Below are 15,819 nucleotides of genomic sequence, written 5' to 3'. Positions count from 1 at the left end.
AACCACATAAAAAGCACAAATTTATAAGTTAAATTATGAACTGTAGTAGAAGAAAACAATTTCTACTACAGTTTTTTTGTGTAGAGCACTTAGCGAGGTTTCTTATGAGCTTGTTACCGTAGTGCGCTTATGAAAGGTGTTAAATATGACCAGAAAAATACATTTGGATATAGGAGGAATGGAGCTTTGCCATGATGTGATGGATGACATCATGATAAGGATGCACAACAGGATGCCTGAGCTTAAAGGGGATTTTGTCACATACGCATATGATCTTAAGTCGGGAGAAAAGCTGACCGGAATTCTTCAGATCAGTTATTATACACCCTATTATCTAAATGAAAACGAGTTCAGATTCATCAAGGCACTGAACAATATACTTGTCATTGTCGGCTTGGTATCGATCGCGATAGCGGCCTTTTTTGGCATGCTCATATCAAGGAGGATCACGAAGCCGATTTCCGGAGTAATAACGGCGAGTAAAAAAATCTCCGAAGGAAACTACGATGTAAGAGTAAATACCGGGGTAAAAGAGCAGGAAACCTATGAGCTTGCGGATGCCATAAATACCATGGCGAAGACGTTAAAAGAGCAGGAATATCTGCGAAAGCAGATGACAGCCGATATTGCTCACGAACTTCGAACGCCCGTCACAAATACTTCTTCATATATCGAAATGATGATGGATGATGTGATGGAACCTACTCCTGAGAGGCTAAAAAGCTGCTATGATGAGCTACAGCGCTTGTCGGCAATTATCGGAGATCTCGACAGGCTTGAATCCGCGGAGCTTAACGGAATAATTCCCGATAAGCAGGAATTTGGGCTATATGAGCTTGCCGAATCAATACTTCAGGGATTTAATACCAAGCTTGATGAAAAGAAAATCGATGCAAAAGTTACGGGATCTGAAGTTGCCGTATTTGCTGATAGGGGAAGAATCGGGCAGGTAATAGCCAATCTGGTGTCAAATGCGATAAAGTACACCGATGAAAAAGGTAAGATTACTATTAATATAAGCAAGGTAGAAGATAAGGCGGTAGTGGTCGTTGAGGATACCGGAATCGGAATTTCCCCCGAAGAGCAAACGCGTGTATTTGAGCGCTTTTACCGAACAGATAAATCAAGAACAAGAAAGACCGGAGGCGCAGGAATAGGTCTTTCAATCTCAAAAGCAATAGTGCAGTCGCATAACGGTACGATACGCTGCGAAAGTGAGCCCGGAGTCGGAAGTAAATTCATTGTGTCATTACCCGAGAAGTCAAGGGAAGTCAAGGGGACGGTTCAGCTGTCCCCTTGACACGCCTGACAGAAGAACCGTCCCCTTGACACCGTGACAGAAGAACCGTCCCCTTGACACGCCAATTTTCAAGTGAATTAACAACTGTCTTGTCAGTAGACTTTACATGTGGTAGACTTGTGGAAACCAATGTATGACTCATAAAAGGGAGAGCTATGTATGACAAGTAAAATAATTGAGGAAATTGAAAGGCTGAAGGAAGAGAAGGACGCAGTGATCCTTGCTCACTATTATGTTACTGACTGGGTGCAGGAAATTGCCGATTATGTCGGAGACAGCTATTATCTTGCAAAGGTGGCAGCAGGATTGGATAAAAAAACAATAGTTTTTGCGGGAGTAAGTTTCATGGGAGAATCGGCAAAAATCCTTAATCCCGATAAGACAGTGCTTATGCCTGATATGCAGGCGGACTGCCCGATGGCACATATGGCAGATGTTGAGCGCATCAAGCAGGTAAGAAAGAAGTATGATGATGTTGCGGTTGTATGTTATATCAACTCAGTTGCTGAGCTGAAGGTACACTCTGATGTGTGCGTGACTTCTTCAAATGCAATGAAGATCGTAAAATCTCTTCCTAATAAGAATATCTTTTTTATCCCCGATGAAAATCTCGGAAGATATATCGCATCTAAGCTTCCGGAAAAGAATTTTATATTTAATGACGGCTTTTGCCATGTACACAAAGGAATCACAGCCGAGAATCTAAAGGCGGCAAAAGAGGAGCATCCCGATGCGGAAGTTCTTGCACATCCCGAGTGCACCGCTGCAGCTCTTGAGTATGCGGATTATATCGGAAGTACGGCTGGCATTATAGATTATGCTACGAAGTCCGACAGCAAAGAGTTCATCGTTGCAACAGAGCTCGGAGTGCTATATGAGTTGGAACTTAACAATCCCGGCAAAAAATTCTATTCGGCAGGAAGTACACAGACTTGTCCGAATATGAAGAAGGTAACTCTTGAGAAAGTAAGAGATTGCTTAAGAGACAACACGGGAGTGGTTGAAGTAAGTGATGATACGAGGGCGGCTGCGTTAAAGCCTCTTTCGAGAATGTTGGAGCTGGCAAAATAATGGAAAAAAAATATGATGTTGCAATAGTAGGTACAGGTGCTGCGGGACTTTTCTGTGCACTTAGTCTTCCGCAGGATAAAAAGATCCTTTGCATTTCAAAAGATGCACTTGACGGAAGCGACAGCTTTTTGGCTCAGGGCGGAATCTGCATGTTAAGAGACGATAACGACTATGACTCTTATTTCGAGGATACCATGAGAGCGGGACACTACGAGAACCGCAAAGAATCCGTTGAGATCATGATAAAGAGCTCTCAGCAGATAATTCACGATCTTGAGGGCTATGGAGTGGAATTTGAGAAAAAGGATGGGCAATTTGTATTTACAAAGGAAGGTGCTCATTCAGACAATAGAATTCTTTTTCATGCTGATGTCACAGGAAGAGAGATTACAAGTAAACTGTTGGCAAGAGCGCAGGAGAGAGAGAACATCACATTGATCGACTATACTACAATGGTGGATTGGGTATGCAAAGACAATGTATGTTATGGTATTGTAGTTGCGGATGAGAACGGTAAAGCAGAAGCTATCGAAGCGGATGTGACGGTTCTTGCCTGCGGAGGATTGGGCGGTGTTTACAAGCATTCAACCAATTACCGTCATATATCGGGAGATGCACTTGCGCTTTCTTTGTATCACAATGTGCGACTTGAGAACTGCGATTATGTGCAGATTCATCCGACTACTCTTTTTACAAAGCAAAGTGGCAGAAGTTTTCTTATCTCAGAGTCTGTAAGAGGCGAAGGCGCGGTGCTTCGTGATAAGAACGGCGAGCGCTTTACAGATGAGCTTCAGCCGAGAGATGTGGTCAGCAATGCGATATTTGCCAAGATGAAAGAGCAGGGAACAGAGCATGTGTGGCTTGATTTTTCTCCGATTCCCAAAGAAAAGATTTTAAGTCACTTTCCAAATATATATAAGCACTGTGCCGAAGCGGGATTTAATCCATTGGAGACTTGGGTTCCCGTTGTGCCCGCACAGCACTATTTCATGGGTGGAATATATGTGGACAAGGATTCCAAGACCACTATGGAGCAGCTTTATGCAATCGGAGAGACAAGCTGTAACGGTGTACACGGAAGAAATCGTCTTGCAAGCAATTCTCTTTTGGAGAGTCTTGTTTTCGCAAAACGTGCGGCAGCAGATATTATGACAGTGCCGGAATTTAAAAAGACAGAGGATTTTGATAATCTGGTTAATCTTGATGATTATGAGGATCTTCAGGGAATTATGGAAAAATATCACAAGATGGTGGTAAAAGAAATAAAAGAAGAAGCCAGATTACGAGCTTTAAAAGAGGAGGCTGTATAAAAAATGAACGATATTACTATGAAGTTAAATGCTGATGAGCTGATAAGGATGGCTCTCAGAGAAGATATATCAAGTGAGGATGTAAGTACAAACGCTGTTATGCCAAAGGCACAGGACGGTGAAGTTGAGCTTATCAGTAAGCAGGACGGAATCATCTGCGGTATGGATGTTTACGAGAGAGTATTTAAAATTCTTGATGACAGCGTTGTTGTGGAAAAATATGTCGATGACGGCGATGAAGTCAAAAAAGGTCAGCTTATGGCAAAGGTAAAAGGCGACGTAAGAGTTCTTTTATCAGGTGAGAGAGTTGCGCTTAATTATCTTCAGAGAATGAGCGGAATTGCAACATATACACATGAGGTTGCGGCTCTTTTGGCAGGAAGTAACACTGTTCTTCTCGATACAAGAAAGACAACACCCAACATGCGTATCTTTGAGAAATATGCTGTAAGATGCGGCGGCGGTCAGAACCACAGATACAATCTCTCTGACGGTATTCTCTTAAAGGATAATCACATCGGTGCTGCGGGTTCTGTCACAAAGGCTATTCAGATGGCTAAGGACTACGCTCCGTTTGTAAGAAAGATTGAGATCGAGACAGAGACACTCGATCAGGTAAAAGAGGCAGCAGATGCAGGTGCCGACATCATCATGCTCGACAATATGGATCCCGCTACAATGAAGGAAGCCGTAAAGATCATTGCAGGCCGCGCAAAAACAGAGTGTTCGGGAAATGTTACAAAAGAAAATATTTTAAATATTATCGATAGTGGAGTAGACTATATATCAAGTGGCGCTTTAACTTATGCAGCGCCTATCCTTGATATTTCAATGAAGAATTTACATGTGATATAGGAGGTTTTATGGACGGACAGGCTAGAAGAAATAAGATAATAGATATAGTAAAGAAGTCCGAAAAGCCTGTATCCGGCACTTTTTTGGCAGAGCAGTTAAATGTAAGCCGCCAGGTTGTCGTCACGGATATTGCTCTTATAAGGGCAAACGGTGTAAATATAATGTCTACCAATCGCGGATATATCATAAATTCTGACGGCGGAAGATGCAGACGGATAATAAAGAGCCGTCACACAGACGAACAGATCCTCGATGAACTGTTCACAATAGTTGATAACGGCGGATGTGCGGAAAATACGATTATAAATCATAGATACTACAACAGAGTGGAAGCACCTCTCAATGTCAGTTCACGCCGTGATGCAAAGGTATTTATGGAAGCGATTGAATCCGGTAAATCCAAAACGTTAAGCTCTGCTACCAGTGGATATCACTATCATGTTATCAGTGCCGAAGATGAAGCTACATTGGATGTTATAGAAGATGAGCTGAAGGCAAAAGGGTACTGGCTACCGCTCGATGACTGGATTTCTAAGGAAATGCCGGTTTAAGCAGAGTTCTTTCTTAATTATAATAATAGTTAAGTAATCTTAACATCCCACGCGAAATGTGTGGGATGTTTCTTTATTTGTGCGCTTTTGTTGCATCAGGTGCAATAGAAAGGTGGCAATATCAGTTGATTTCAGTAATAGTTAATGATAAAGTAATAATTGTAACAAATATATTAATAGTTGGTGTCAAATGAGTTGTGTGAAAAACTTAAGTATTTTGACGTGGGGGTTATATTTACTGGAAAAAGTTTATTTTTTGAGGCATTTTGATTTATGTAAAATTGTTAAATGCCCGTTAGCAATGACTCTTATAAAACGTATGACACTACCAACATTGCTATTGGGGGTACATTAAATGAACAGAAAAAAACTTATATCTACTTTTACGGCGGTCGGACTTGCCGCGGTGCTGGCTGTTTCGCCGGTTCGAAGTATTGATATAGAAGCAGCGCCTGTTAATACTATTTCTACAACACCGGTTGCTTCTTCTAATATTGTCGAGCTTACAAGAAATGATGCGTACAAGGTGCGTGATGCGTTCTATTCGCTTGGGGATAATAGCGTAAACCGTATGGCATCAGAGCATTTCCAGATTATCTGGGGAAGAAGCAATTCAACAAATGTAAGAATTGATGAGGAATTCATCAAAGGTAATCTGACAAATCTTGAGAATATCTACGCCTTTTATACTCAGGAACTTGGTATGAAAGATATCGGCGTATCAGGTAACGGAAAATTCAAGACTAACGTATATATTTCAAATACAGGACTTGGTGCCTTTCAGGATAACTGGGCCTACATGAATACAGACAGAGAAGGATTCGGATTCCTTTTCGTTGCTCCCGGAGCAATGGTTGTATCAGATCCCAATCCGAGCTGGGTACTTCCTCACGAGCTTGCACACGTATTCACATATTATCAGGGAGGAACAATAGACTATCCTTGGTATGAGTCAACAGCCAACTGGTTCAGAGATCAGTTCCTTGGAAGTGAGTATTACAGCTATCATGGAAAGAAGTTTGGACCTTATTCGGATTTCTTTTCACCATATCTGTTAAATGCAGATTACTATGTACCTCATATGCTCAACTGGTATGATACATGGCCGATTTTCCTTTATATTTCAGAGAATCCCGATAATATCAAGGGACTTGGAATGGATCTTATCCATAAGATTCTTGAAAACAAGCAGAAAGACGATTCAATGTATGCAACGATCGAGAGGCTTTCCGGAGTGCCGATCAAGACAATTCTCGGTGGAATGTCAAAGAGACTTGCAACAATGGACTTCAGCAGACAGAAGTTCTATCTTGAGCACCTTAACAATGAGACTTTGAGAGAGCCCGGAAATCGTGAGAAGCTCTATACAACACTTCAGAGACCTGATGCACAGGGATATCAGGCAGTACCTGCAAACAAGGCTCCCATGCAGACAGGATTTAACGTAATCCCTCTTAATGTAGATCTTAAGAAGGGCGGAATTTCTGCAGACTTCGTAAACACATCGGGAATACAGGGATCCGATTTCAGAGTAACATTGGTTACAAGCACTGCTGACAACAAGACTCGCTATTCAGAGACTTTCAGCAGCGGAAAAGGAACAATCGCACTTCACGGCGATGAGAAAGCAGCTTATCTTGTAGTATGTGCAACTCCCGACAGACTTAAGGGATATCACACAGACTGGAACTCAAAGACAACCGAGACAGATACGAGATTTACATATAAGGTTAAAATAGAGAGTGTCGACGGAACACCTGCTCCTTCTGATAATAAGGAAGAAGCTACACCGGAACCCGAGAAGAAAGAGGATAATTCCGCAGTAACACCCGAACCTGACAAGAAGGAAGATACCTCTGCGGTTACACCCGAGCCTGATAAGAAGACTGATGAAAAGAACAATGACAACAACAAAAAAGAAGCTACACCTGAGCCTGAGAAAGTAACCGATAATAAGGATGCGGCAAATAAAGATGCAACAAATAATGATGCTGCAAATAAGGACGCTACCAATAAAGAAACATCCAATAAGGATACTAATAAAAAGGACAATTCCAATAAAGCAAGCGACAGCGCTACAACCGGTGATACCGCAAAGCCTACGGATAATAAGGACAATGTGATCAGTTCGGGAGTTTCGGTTGATACAAACAGCCGTGACAACAAAGATAACAACGGCAATAGCGGCAACAAGGGAAATAAAGATTCATCAGGTTCTTGCAACAATAACAATAACGGAGGTTGCAACAACAATAGCAACAATAATAATAACAGCGGCGGTTGCAACAATGGCAATAACAACAATAATGGAAATTTCGGAAACACCGGAAACAACGGTACATGCCCGTTCCAGACAACAGATGCCGATTTCAATAACGGAACATGGCCGATAGATACATCTTGCGGCGGTGACAGTTCGGGATATAAGCCTTCACCTATAGGCCCCGGATATACAACGGGAGATAATTCCGGCAACAATCAGGGCAATCAGGGATTTGACTCAAGCACGCAAGGAACAGATACACTCGATCTTGACTACATGTTCGAGGAAGAAGATTCCGGAAGTTCAATCTGGGAGCTGATCGGAGCAATAATTAAGAGATTCTTTGGATTCTGATAAATGAATATAAGAGATCTTGGGAGCATGACTCTCAAGATCTTTTTTTTATCTTGACATTTTAAATTGTGTGCAATATAATTTTGCAAAAAGAATAAACAAACCTTTTCACAGTTGAAAGAGGTGTATGCCATGAATACGATTACACACGAAAAGAAAAGACTAAGTAAAAACATGTAAAAAGAAAGGCACCGACGAGCTGTTGGTGTAAAGGTGAAAAAGATGGAATACAGATTTACAAGTGAAAATTTTGAAGCAGAAGTTATGAACAGTGAGGTTCCGGTACTTATCGATTTCTATGCGGACTGGTGCGGACCTTGCAAGATGATGGGACCTTTGGTTGAGCAGATTGCAAACGAGTACGACGGCAAGGCAAAGGTTGGCAAGATCAATGTTGATGAGGAGCCTGAACTTGCGCAGAAATACGGAGTTATGAGCATTCCTTACTTTGCTTTTATCAAGAACGGTGAGCTTGTTTCTGATGAGACAGGTGCCGTTACAAAGGACAAGCTTGTTGATAAATTGCAAAAAATGATGTGAGATACGGACAAAAAATGAAAGGCATCAGGGCGGTATATCTTAAGAAAATACTTAAAGATTTCTGCTGAAATTTCATATTGAAATATTCGCCAAAAATGAATATAATGTTTCGTAAAGGTTAATATTTTTGTATGGAAAATCGGTAAAAAGTGCGTACCAGGCAGAATAATAATTAGACTATAAAGAGTCACTTTTTTAGTGTTTCTATTAAAGGTGGCTCTTTTTTTGTGCGCTATTAATAGGGGATGAGGAATGGACAACAGACTTTCGGTGAGAATACAACAGTATCCTGATGAGATAGCCAAGATGCAGGATTCGCTACAGGATATATTGAATAAGATATCGCTGTCCACGGAAGCGGGCGATGATATGCAGCTAAGATTGCTTGTGCCGAGACTTAGTTATCTGAGAGCTATGATAGAAGCTCTGAAAGGTGATATGAACGACACTTTGGAAGGAATCGCTGAAACAGACAGTGTGACAAGGCAGGTGGTGATGCAGCAGATACTACTGCTTGACACCCTGCACGGGCAGCTTTCGGGGATTGCAGATACTATAAGCGTATCGCTAAAAGCGCTTGATGAATCAAGTAAACAGATACTTATGGCAGAAATTATGAAAAGATGCAGCGACATAAAGGCTGCAGCTAAGGAGCTTGAATGAATAAAAATGTTTTACTTATGAAATATAAAAAGAATAAGGTTAGATCTGTTATCGGAATGATCGCTTTTGTTATCGCACTTATCCTTAAGATAGTGGTCGGAATGTTTACGGACATACTTGTTGTATACGGCGGAATACGTCTTTTCGGGGTACTTTCGGCAATGACAACAATTCTTTTGATAGCGGGAGCCGTTGCAGGGGCAGGCACATTGGCTATGCTCTTTATATCGCGCTACGAACTTAGAAAACAGCAGGCAATAGAATCTGCCGAGTCAAACGCAGGTCCTGTTCTCAAAGTAAAGGGAAAGCTCGATCCCGTTCAGATAAGAAACAGTCTGATAACGGAGGGCGACAAGTGGCTTAGCATCATATCATCGAACAATCCGAATGAAGCGGATGAGATGGACGTTGCTCTTGAGAATGTAAAAGCGACCATGGCGCAGATGGACGATTACCAGCTTAGGTTAAAAAATCTTTTGGACAGCAACGGTGCGGATGCACTTAGGGACACAGAGGAAGTGCTTGACGGTGTTGAGCAGCACATCTGCAGAAACGTCAGAAAGCTTCTTAATATAATGACGGTTTCAAGCCCGAATACACAGAACGATCTCGATGTTGTTGAACTTACAGCTAAGAATTGTGCAGAAGATAACAACAGACTTTTAAAGACTACAAAGGAGTTTATTGTTGCGGTTACTGAATTCCTCAACTCGCAGGGAGACAGTGGAAGTAGCATAAATGAGGTTGAAGTATATAAGAATGCTCTTACTACGCAGATAGAAGAGGGAGGAATTTATTCATGAAAAAGAAGGTTTTATCAATGCTTCTTGCTACAGCGATGATAGCAGCATCGCTTGCAGGTTGCAGCAAAGTACACAATGATGGCGCTGTCAGCAAACTCACTGAGGACGAGGCCAAAAAGGAACTTAAGTCTCTTATGACACAGGTTTCTGTTAAGACCAATCCAAATCCGGTTCTCGACATCTATGCTGAGGAAGTTTCTGAAGCGGACACTCTTGCAGAGATCGATACTTTCCCCATTACCGTTACTGGTAACGGACAGATTAATCTCGAGATTGCCGCTGCAACAGAGCTTTCGGCTGATGCACCCGATAACTGGCTCAATGAAGTTGCCGAGAAATTTAATAAAGCAGGTTATGAGATTGACGGAAACAGCGTTTCGGTTTCTGTTCGTAAGATCACATCCGGCGAAGTTGTTACATATATAACTGCAGGCGGTTATCAGCCCGATATGTATATTCCGAGTAACGCCGCATGGGGCATGATGCTTGATGCTTCGGGATGCAAGACAGAGATGATCGCAGATCGTATTGCGGGCAATACGGCAGGTATCCTTATCAAAAAAGATGTATATGACACATTTAAAGAAAAATATGGTGATGTTAACGTAGGTAATGTTCTTGCAGCCGCTAACGCAGGCGATATTACTTTCGCATATACCAATCCTTATACATCATCAACGGGACTTAATGTTCTTTGTGCGATGCTTGCATCATTTGATGCAAACGACCCGCTTTCAGACACCGCTACAAATGCACTTATGGAGTATCAGAAGAAATCTCCTCCGGTTGCTTATACAACAGCGGTTCTCAGAAACCAGGCAGCAAAAGGCATCATAAATGCAATGGTAATGGAGAGACAGGCTTATTCAAACACTCCCGAGCTTAAGAACTACATTTATACTCCCGTTGGAATAAGACACGATCATCCCGTATATACTTTTGAGTGGACTACAGATCAGAAAAAGGCAGCAGCAAACATGTTTGTTGAATTCTGCAAGAACCCTGACATGCAGAAGCTTGCAACCGATAAGGGCTTCAATCAGGATGACGATTATGCCGCACAGGACACAGGAATGTCAGGCGCAGATTACATCGCAGCTCAGAAGGTATGGAAGAAGAACAAAAACGGTGGTAAGCCCATCGTAGCCGTATTCGTTGCAGACGTGTCGGGATCAATGGATGGTGAGCCGATTAATTCACTTAAGCAGTCACTTATAAGTTCATCTTCATATATAAGCTCAGATCATCATGTAGGACTTGTTAGCTATTCAGATGGGGTATCTGTAAATCTTCCGATAGCTCAGTTTGATTCAACGCAGAGAGCATACTTCTCGGGTGAGGTAAAAAATCTTACTGCCGGAGGCGGAACAGCAACATATGACGCGGTTCTTACAGGTATGCAGATGCTCGAGGACTATAAAGAGCAGGTTCCCGACGCAAAACTCATGCTGTTTGTTCTTACAGACGGTGACCAGAATGTAGGATATTCATTGGAACGTATCACAGATGTTGTAGGAGGACTCAAGGTTCCTGTATACAGCATTGCATACAACTATAACAATGTAGACGATCTTGAGAAACTTTCGGGTATCAATGAAGCTGCTCAGATCAAAGCAAACAGTGACGACGTTGTAAACCAGCTCAGAAATCTGTTTAATGTTAATCTGTAATACATAAATAAAAATTAGAGACTGCCTTGCCGTATATGATCGGTAAGGCAGTTTTTCTATGCAAATAAAGAATCTAAGATTTAATGCAAAAAAATAATAGATTTTAGTTGATAAATCATACTAAAAAATGTAAAATATAAATACACCAAAGTTAACTAACGCGTAATTGATGTAAGCGCGGCGCATGTGTAACAAAGGGGAAAAGTTACTGTGATGTTAACTGCGGTACTTATACAGATAACGCTAAAAAAGGAAAGAGTATTTGAGTGGGGATATGTTTATAAGGAGATAAAGTGAGGAATTACACAGAACATGAGCTGTTGAGGTTAGCGAAGTGTTTTCACGATACGGAAAAAACATATCTTTTGGTGGACCCTTTACAGGGCAAGCATTTGCCGGTAAAGCCATCTGATGCTATGGACATGCTTCACTCACTGGGACAATTAGTGAGTGAGAAATATCCGGAGACAAAGCTTGTTATAGGCTTTGCAGAAACCGCTACTGCTGTGGGGATGGCTGTAGCGGAAGAAATGCCGGATGATTGTATCTATATTCATACAACCAGAGATAATATTTTGCAGGAATCGGAATGGATTGAATTCCAAGAGGAAAAGAGCCACGTTACCGATCAGAGACTGCTTGCTTCACATTTGGACAAATGGTTTGCGAATACAGAAACTATCGTATTTGTTGATGACGAGCTCTCAACTGACGAAACAATAATCAATTTTATAGAACAGTTAAAAAAGAAATATCCCGAGATAGGTAAGAAAAAGCTGGTCGTAGCATCTATCATAGACAGGGCAACTAAAGAAGAAAACGAAAAGATGAAAGCTGACGGCATTGAGAGTATTTCACTTATCAGGCCGCACGAGACAGATTTTTCCAAAGACGTTGAAAAGTATGACATATGTGAAGCAGATGAGATAAACGAAAAGATTGGCGTTGGTAGGTATGAAAGCCTAAGTTCCCGCGTGAATCTTATGAATCCGAGACTTGGGGTTAATACCAGAGAATATGTGGAAAACTGCAAGATGTTTGCATATGATTATGTGATCCAGGAGAAACTTGCCGAGGAATGTGATTGTAGCAGTATCCTGATACTTGGAACGGAAGAGTGCATGTATCCTGCGATAGTTCTCGGTGAGATAATCGAAAAGAACACCAAGGCAAACGTTTATACTTATTCTACGACACGCAGTCCCATAGGAATATGCCGAGCAGACGGCTATCCTATAAAAAGCGGATACAGGATAAAGAGTTTTTATGCCAATGACAGGAAGAGTTACATATATAACCTCAAGAAATATGACATGGTTATAGTAGTGACTGACAGCGAACGCGATTCTTTTTGCGAAAGACACAGTCTTATAGAGGCTCTTTTCAAAGAAAGAAATGAGAAAGTTGTGCTGTATCGGGGATGAGATCGGTATGAAAAAATAATATGAAATATATAAGAGGATATGCATCTTATCGGTGCATATCCCCTTTTTTCTGCTCTATGTTATTTAAGGTATTATCTCTAAAAGATATTCTTTTAATCAATGGCATATACCAAAGGTGAGTTCTGTGAACCTGCGTGGGAGGTAGCCCATGATTTTGCATCTGCCGCGCTTCTTGCCTTGTAACCGTAGTTTGAAGAAGGTCTCCAGTTGCATCCTCCTATGCTGAGTCTTGATACGTCGGAAGAAAGAACAGAACCTTGGTCCGTAAAGTTTCCTCTGCCCATATCGTTTACGACACCGCCTGAATCTCTGCCTTTATCAAAGAAGTTATTCTCTGAGAAAATATTACAATTGGTATATGGTGTGTATCCTATATTAAAGTTATAAACAAAGTTGTTATAGCAATGGAAGTAACCGTATCTCATAAGTCCGGGTGCTCTTGTCTGAGTACCGTTGAAGTAGTTGTTGCATATAGTCATGCAAGGATATCCGTTATATGTGGGAGCTCCGTTTTCCTCGGGATATCCAAGGATAAGGCCGTACTTATGGCCGCCGAAGTAACATCCCGTAACCGATACAAAGTTTGCTTTGAGTCCTACATAGATGAACTTATCTTTGTCATTTCCGTGTATGTTTCCGTCTTTTCCCATGTCGTGACCGGGCCATGAACAGTGGTCAAGCCAGAAGTTGTTTCCGTCAGTGATGTACATCTGAATATCGTCGTTATCATTGATGTTCACTGAATGCGCGAAAGTAATGTTCTTATATATATTGTTTCCTGAAGAAGATATATTTCTAAAGTGTATATTGTTAAGCGTGTGCGCACCGTAAGAACCGATGAAGGTCTTGTTTGCTCCGACTGATACCTTTGTGAGCGAGTTTGCGGATATGTCACTGCCGATAACAATTGTATAAGGTGTTGAGCCTGAAGCATAGCGCTGCAAGTCTGAAAGATTGTTTGCTTTTACGACCTGACCGAGAACGCCGCCCGTTACGGACGCTTTTTCTCTTTTGTTCATATCAAGGCTGTAGCCTGCAAATCCCTCTGCGCCGTATGAGTTAAATCTAAAGCACTGCTTCGCAGATCCGTTAAAAGAGCTGAGACCGTAGCTGCTTCCCGAAAGAGTAAGCGCAAGTGAATTATTTGCCTTACTTACTATCTTATAGTTAAGAGGCGTTCCGTTTGCGTCAGCCTTTACGGAAGCAATAGTCCAAACCTGAGCATTGTTATCGGAAGAAACAGGCGCTGTTGACACTGAGTTGTTTGACTGTGTGAGGCACGTTCCGTCTGCCGCATTTATGATCCTGAATGAATCGTTACTTATATAATCAATGATCCATCTTGTATTCGCAGAATTTGAATTGCTTGATGTTACTGAGCCACCGTTTCCTGTTACAAACTTTCCGTCAGAGCAGTTCTGGAATTGCATCTGCTGCTGAGGATAGGATGAATCGGACTTATATGTGGACCTATTGTTTGAATTGTTATTATTGTTGTTTACAGGCTGCGGCGGAGCGGGATTATTGTTCCTGTTCGCGTCATTGCCGGATGGCTGACTTCCGCCGTTTGAAGCATTTCGGTTGTTCTGATTACCGCCGGAAGGCATATCTGTCTTTTCGAAGTACCAGATCTGGTTAGCCTGATTAAGAGTTCTGTACTGCTGAACATTGGCTCCCGATTCGGTACTCTTTTTGTATACGTCAAGAACGGCTGCAAAATTTGAAGCTTCGGTTGAGATGTAGTAGCCTTTCTTTGAATCGGCTTCCGTAAGCTTGAAGTTCTGGGCGGAAGCACCGTTGTTTGAATAAATCTGTACGTTTGCTGAATTCTTGGATGAACCGTTTGCCACATCGAGAGATAATCCGCCTGATGTGTCCGTGGCGGGATGCAAGCGGTATGTTCCCGAGCCGTTCTGCTCAAGAATCCACTTCTGACCGCGTGAACCGGTACCTTTTGACTGAATTACATTAGCCCCATTTGTTGCGGAATCGTTCTCAACTGTCAGATATAATCCGCTATTTTTGTTCTTAAGATAATAAACACTGCCGGATTCAGGCGTTACAGCTTCTGCGTGAATCGAGATTGGCGGTATTATATACAATGAACAAGCGAGCATTGCCACACCCGTGAGGATTGAGCCAATTCGCTTTGATATATTTACCATACTTTTCCTCCTCCATATATATTGCAAATAGGCGAATTCCGCCCTTATATAGATATATACCAGCTGGATTGTTAAAAAGCAAGTAACAAATATACTCAAATAGTGGAAATAATCTGACATTTAAACGATTTATACCAGAAGTATAATGACAGTTTAGAAAAATGGTGCTATCATACATTCATAAACTAGAAACGGGGCTTGCAAAAAGGCTCTGAGAAAGGAAAAGACAAAGAGTGACAACATTTAATCAGATGTTCTGCAAAAAAAATATGAAATCCTTTAAAAAATCATCATTCGTTAAACGCTTCGAGTGGGGATTTTCTTTTGTGCGTTCATATAAGTATAAGCAGATGCGAGAAAATGTTGTTTTAGCAGAGATTCAATAAAGAATCAAAGCATATATAAAAACATAAAAAGCAAACCGCTTGTCTTATATGAAGGCAAGCGGTTTTTTGTTGAATAGGAAATTTCCTATTCAACAAAAAACGCTCCTCGGCACGAGTTGCGAATACGGTATCGCAACCTGATTATTACATCAGAGGCAGAAATGCATGTGGGTTCGAATCCCTCCTCGTGTACTGTTCAATGCTACTTTATTGAACAATGAATGTTTATTGAATGATCAAGGTGAAAGGAGATATGGTAAAGCCTTCGTTATACACGGATAGTCAAAGACGAGATAAGAAAACAGGCACAACGGATATGTGATTATCCATGGACTTAGGCTATACAACTGAATATCATAACCGGCGTGGATATGATCGCGGTCGCGTCAAAGGAACCACAGCAATTATTACGGGTAATTACGTTCCCTTGTGACAGCACCGAC

At 41.6% G+C, this 15,819-nt stretch carries 12 protein-coding genes and 1 tRNA gene; 12 read left to right on the top strand and 1 reads right to left on the bottom strand.

Features of this window, described 5'->3' with window-relative positions:
• Positions 1-145 precede the first annotated feature (145 nt).
• From BLP87_RS14045 to BLP87_RS14000, 11 genes are all read left to right on the top strand, one after another.
• A complete protein-coding gene (locus BLP87_RS14045) occupies positions 146-1,300 on the top strand; it encodes a sensor histidine kinase (protein WP_083334630.1) in 1,155 nt (384 codons plus the stop codon).
• 159 nt (positions 1,301-1,459) lie between these two features.
• Entirely contained in the window at positions 1,460-2,371 is a 912-nt protein-coding gene (gene nadA / locus BLP87_RS14040; RefSeq protein WP_074463235.1) for a quinolinate synthase NadA, read from the top strand.
• Positions 2,371-3,681: an L-aspartate oxidase gene (locus tag BLP87_RS16145; protein ID WP_176756663.1), complete on the top strand. Its 1,311-nt coding sequence runs from the start codon at positions 2,371-2,373 to the stop codon at positions 3,679-3,681. Before nadA ends, BLP87_RS16145 begins: the two co-directional genes overlap by 1 nt.
• Before the next feature lie 3 nt (positions 3,682-3,684).
• Complete coding sequence (nadC, locus tag BLP87_RS16140) at positions 3,685-4,536, top strand: carboxylating nicotinate-nucleotide diphosphorylase (RefSeq protein ID WP_176756662.1); 852 nt, start codon at positions 3,685-3,687, stop codon at positions 4,534-4,536.
• 8 nt (positions 4,537-4,544) lie between these two features.
• Positions 4,545-5,087: a transcription repressor NadR gene (locus BLP87_RS14030; protein WP_074463234.1), complete on the top strand. Its 543-nt coding sequence runs from the start codon at positions 4,545-4,547 to the stop codon at positions 5,085-5,087.
• Positions 5,088-5,442: 355 nt separating this feature from the next.
• On the top strand, positions 5,443-7,704 hold the full coding sequence (locus BLP87_RS14025) for a DUF6055 domain-containing protein (RefSeq protein WP_074463233.1): 2,262 nt from the start codon (positions 5,443-5,445) through the stop codon (positions 7,702-7,704).
• A 222-nt stretch (positions 7,705-7,926) separates the two neighbouring features.
• Positions 7,927-8,244 carry a thioredoxin gene (trxA, locus tag BLP87_RS14020; RefSeq protein ID WP_074463232.1) on the top strand — a complete coding sequence of 106 codons (318 nt, stop codon included), beginning with the start codon at positions 7,927-7,929 and terminating at the stop codon, positions 8,242-8,244.
• Between the two features lie 252 nt (positions 8,245-8,496).
• Positions 8,497-8,907: a hypothetical protein gene (locus BLP87_RS14015; RefSeq protein ID WP_074463231.1), complete on the top strand. Its 411-nt coding sequence runs from the start codon at positions 8,497-8,499 to the stop codon at positions 8,905-8,907.
• The gene (locus tag BLP87_RS14010; protein ID WP_074463230.1) at positions 8,904-9,710 is read left to right on the top strand and encodes a hypothetical protein; all 807 of its coding nucleotides are present in this window, start codon (positions 8,904-8,906) and stop codon (positions 9,708-9,710) included. The genes BLP87_RS14015 and BLP87_RS14010 overlap by 4 nt, the downstream gene beginning before the upstream one ends.
• Positions 9,707-11,380, top strand: a complete 1,674-nt coding sequence (locus BLP87_RS14005) for a VWA domain-containing protein (protein WP_074463229.1) — start codon at positions 9,707-9,709, stop codon at positions 11,378-11,380. The genes BLP87_RS14010 and BLP87_RS14005 overlap by 4 nt, the downstream gene beginning before the upstream one ends.
• Positions 11,381-11,673: 293 nt before the next feature.
• A complete protein-coding gene (locus BLP87_RS14000; protein WP_074463228.1) occupies positions 11,674-12,804 on the top strand; it encodes a phosphoribosyltransferase domain-containing protein in 1,131 nt (376 codons plus the stop codon).
• A gap of 113 nt (positions 12,805-12,917) precedes the next feature.
• Here the strand turns inward: BLP87_RS14000 and BLP87_RS15760 are convergent, their stop codons facing one another.
• On the bottom strand, positions 12,918-14,990 hold the full coding sequence (locus BLP87_RS15760; protein WP_176756661.1) for a pectate lyase family protein: 2,073 nt from the start codon (positions 14,988-14,990) through the stop codon (positions 12,918-12,920).
• Between the two features lie 495 nt (positions 14,991-15,485).
• Here BLP87_RS15760 and BLP87_RS16135 point away from each other — a divergent pair.
• Positions 15,486-15,568, top strand: a tRNA-Asn gene (locus tag BLP87_RS16135).
• Positions 15,569-15,819: the final 251 nt, after the last annotated feature.

This window comes from Butyrivibrio hungatei (assembly GCF_900101605.1).
GTDB lineage: Bacteria > Bacillota > Clostridia > Lachnospirales > Lachnospiraceae > Butyrivibrio > Butyrivibrio hungatei_B.
The sequence above is the reverse complement of the archived record's forward strand: the minus strand, read 5'-3'. Positions and strand labels throughout refer to the sequence as shown.

Excerpts from the sequence above, each read along its gene's own strand:
- nadA (WP_074463235.1), top strand. The coding sequence starts at position 1,460 with ATGACAAGTAAAATAATTGAGGAAATTGAAAGGCTGAAGGAAGAGAAG.
- nadC (WP_176756662.1), top strand. The coding sequence starts at position 3,685 with ATGAACGATATTACTATGAAGTTAAATGCTGATGAGCTGATAAGGATG.
- trxA (WP_074463232.1), top strand. The coding sequence starts at position 7,927 with ATGGAATACAGATTTACAAGTGAAAATTTTGAAGCAGAAGTTATGAAC.
- BLP87_RS16145 (WP_176756663.1), top strand. The coding sequence starts at position 2,371 with ATGGAAAAAAAATATGATGTTGCAATAGTAGGTACAGGTGCTGCGGGA.
- BLP87_RS14015 (WP_074463231.1), top strand. The coding sequence starts at position 8,497 with ATGGACAACAGACTTTCGGTGAGAATACAACAGTATCCTGATGAGATA.
- BLP87_RS14010 (WP_074463230.1), top strand. The coding sequence starts at position 8,904 with ATGAATAAAAATGTTTTACTTATGAAATATAAAAAGAATAAGGTTAGA.
- BLP87_RS14025 (WP_074463233.1), top strand. The coding sequence starts at position 5,443 with ATGAACAGAAAAAAACTTATATCTACTTTTACGGCGGTCGGACTTGCC.
- BLP87_RS14045 (WP_083334630.1), top strand. The coding sequence starts at position 146 with ATGACCAGAAAAATACATTTGGATATAGGAGGAATGGAGCTTTGCCAT.
- BLP87_RS15760 (WP_176756661.1), bottom strand. The coding sequence starts at position 14,990 with ATGGTAAATATATCAAAGCGAATTGGCTCAATCCTCACGGGTGTGGCA.
- BLP87_RS14005 (WP_074463229.1), top strand. The coding sequence starts at position 9,707 with ATGAAAAAGAAGGTTTTATCAATGCTTCTTGCTACAGCGATGATAGCA.
- BLP87_RS14030 (WP_074463234.1), top strand. The coding sequence starts at position 4,545 with ATGGACGGACAGGCTAGAAGAAATAAGATAATAGATATAGTAAAGAAG.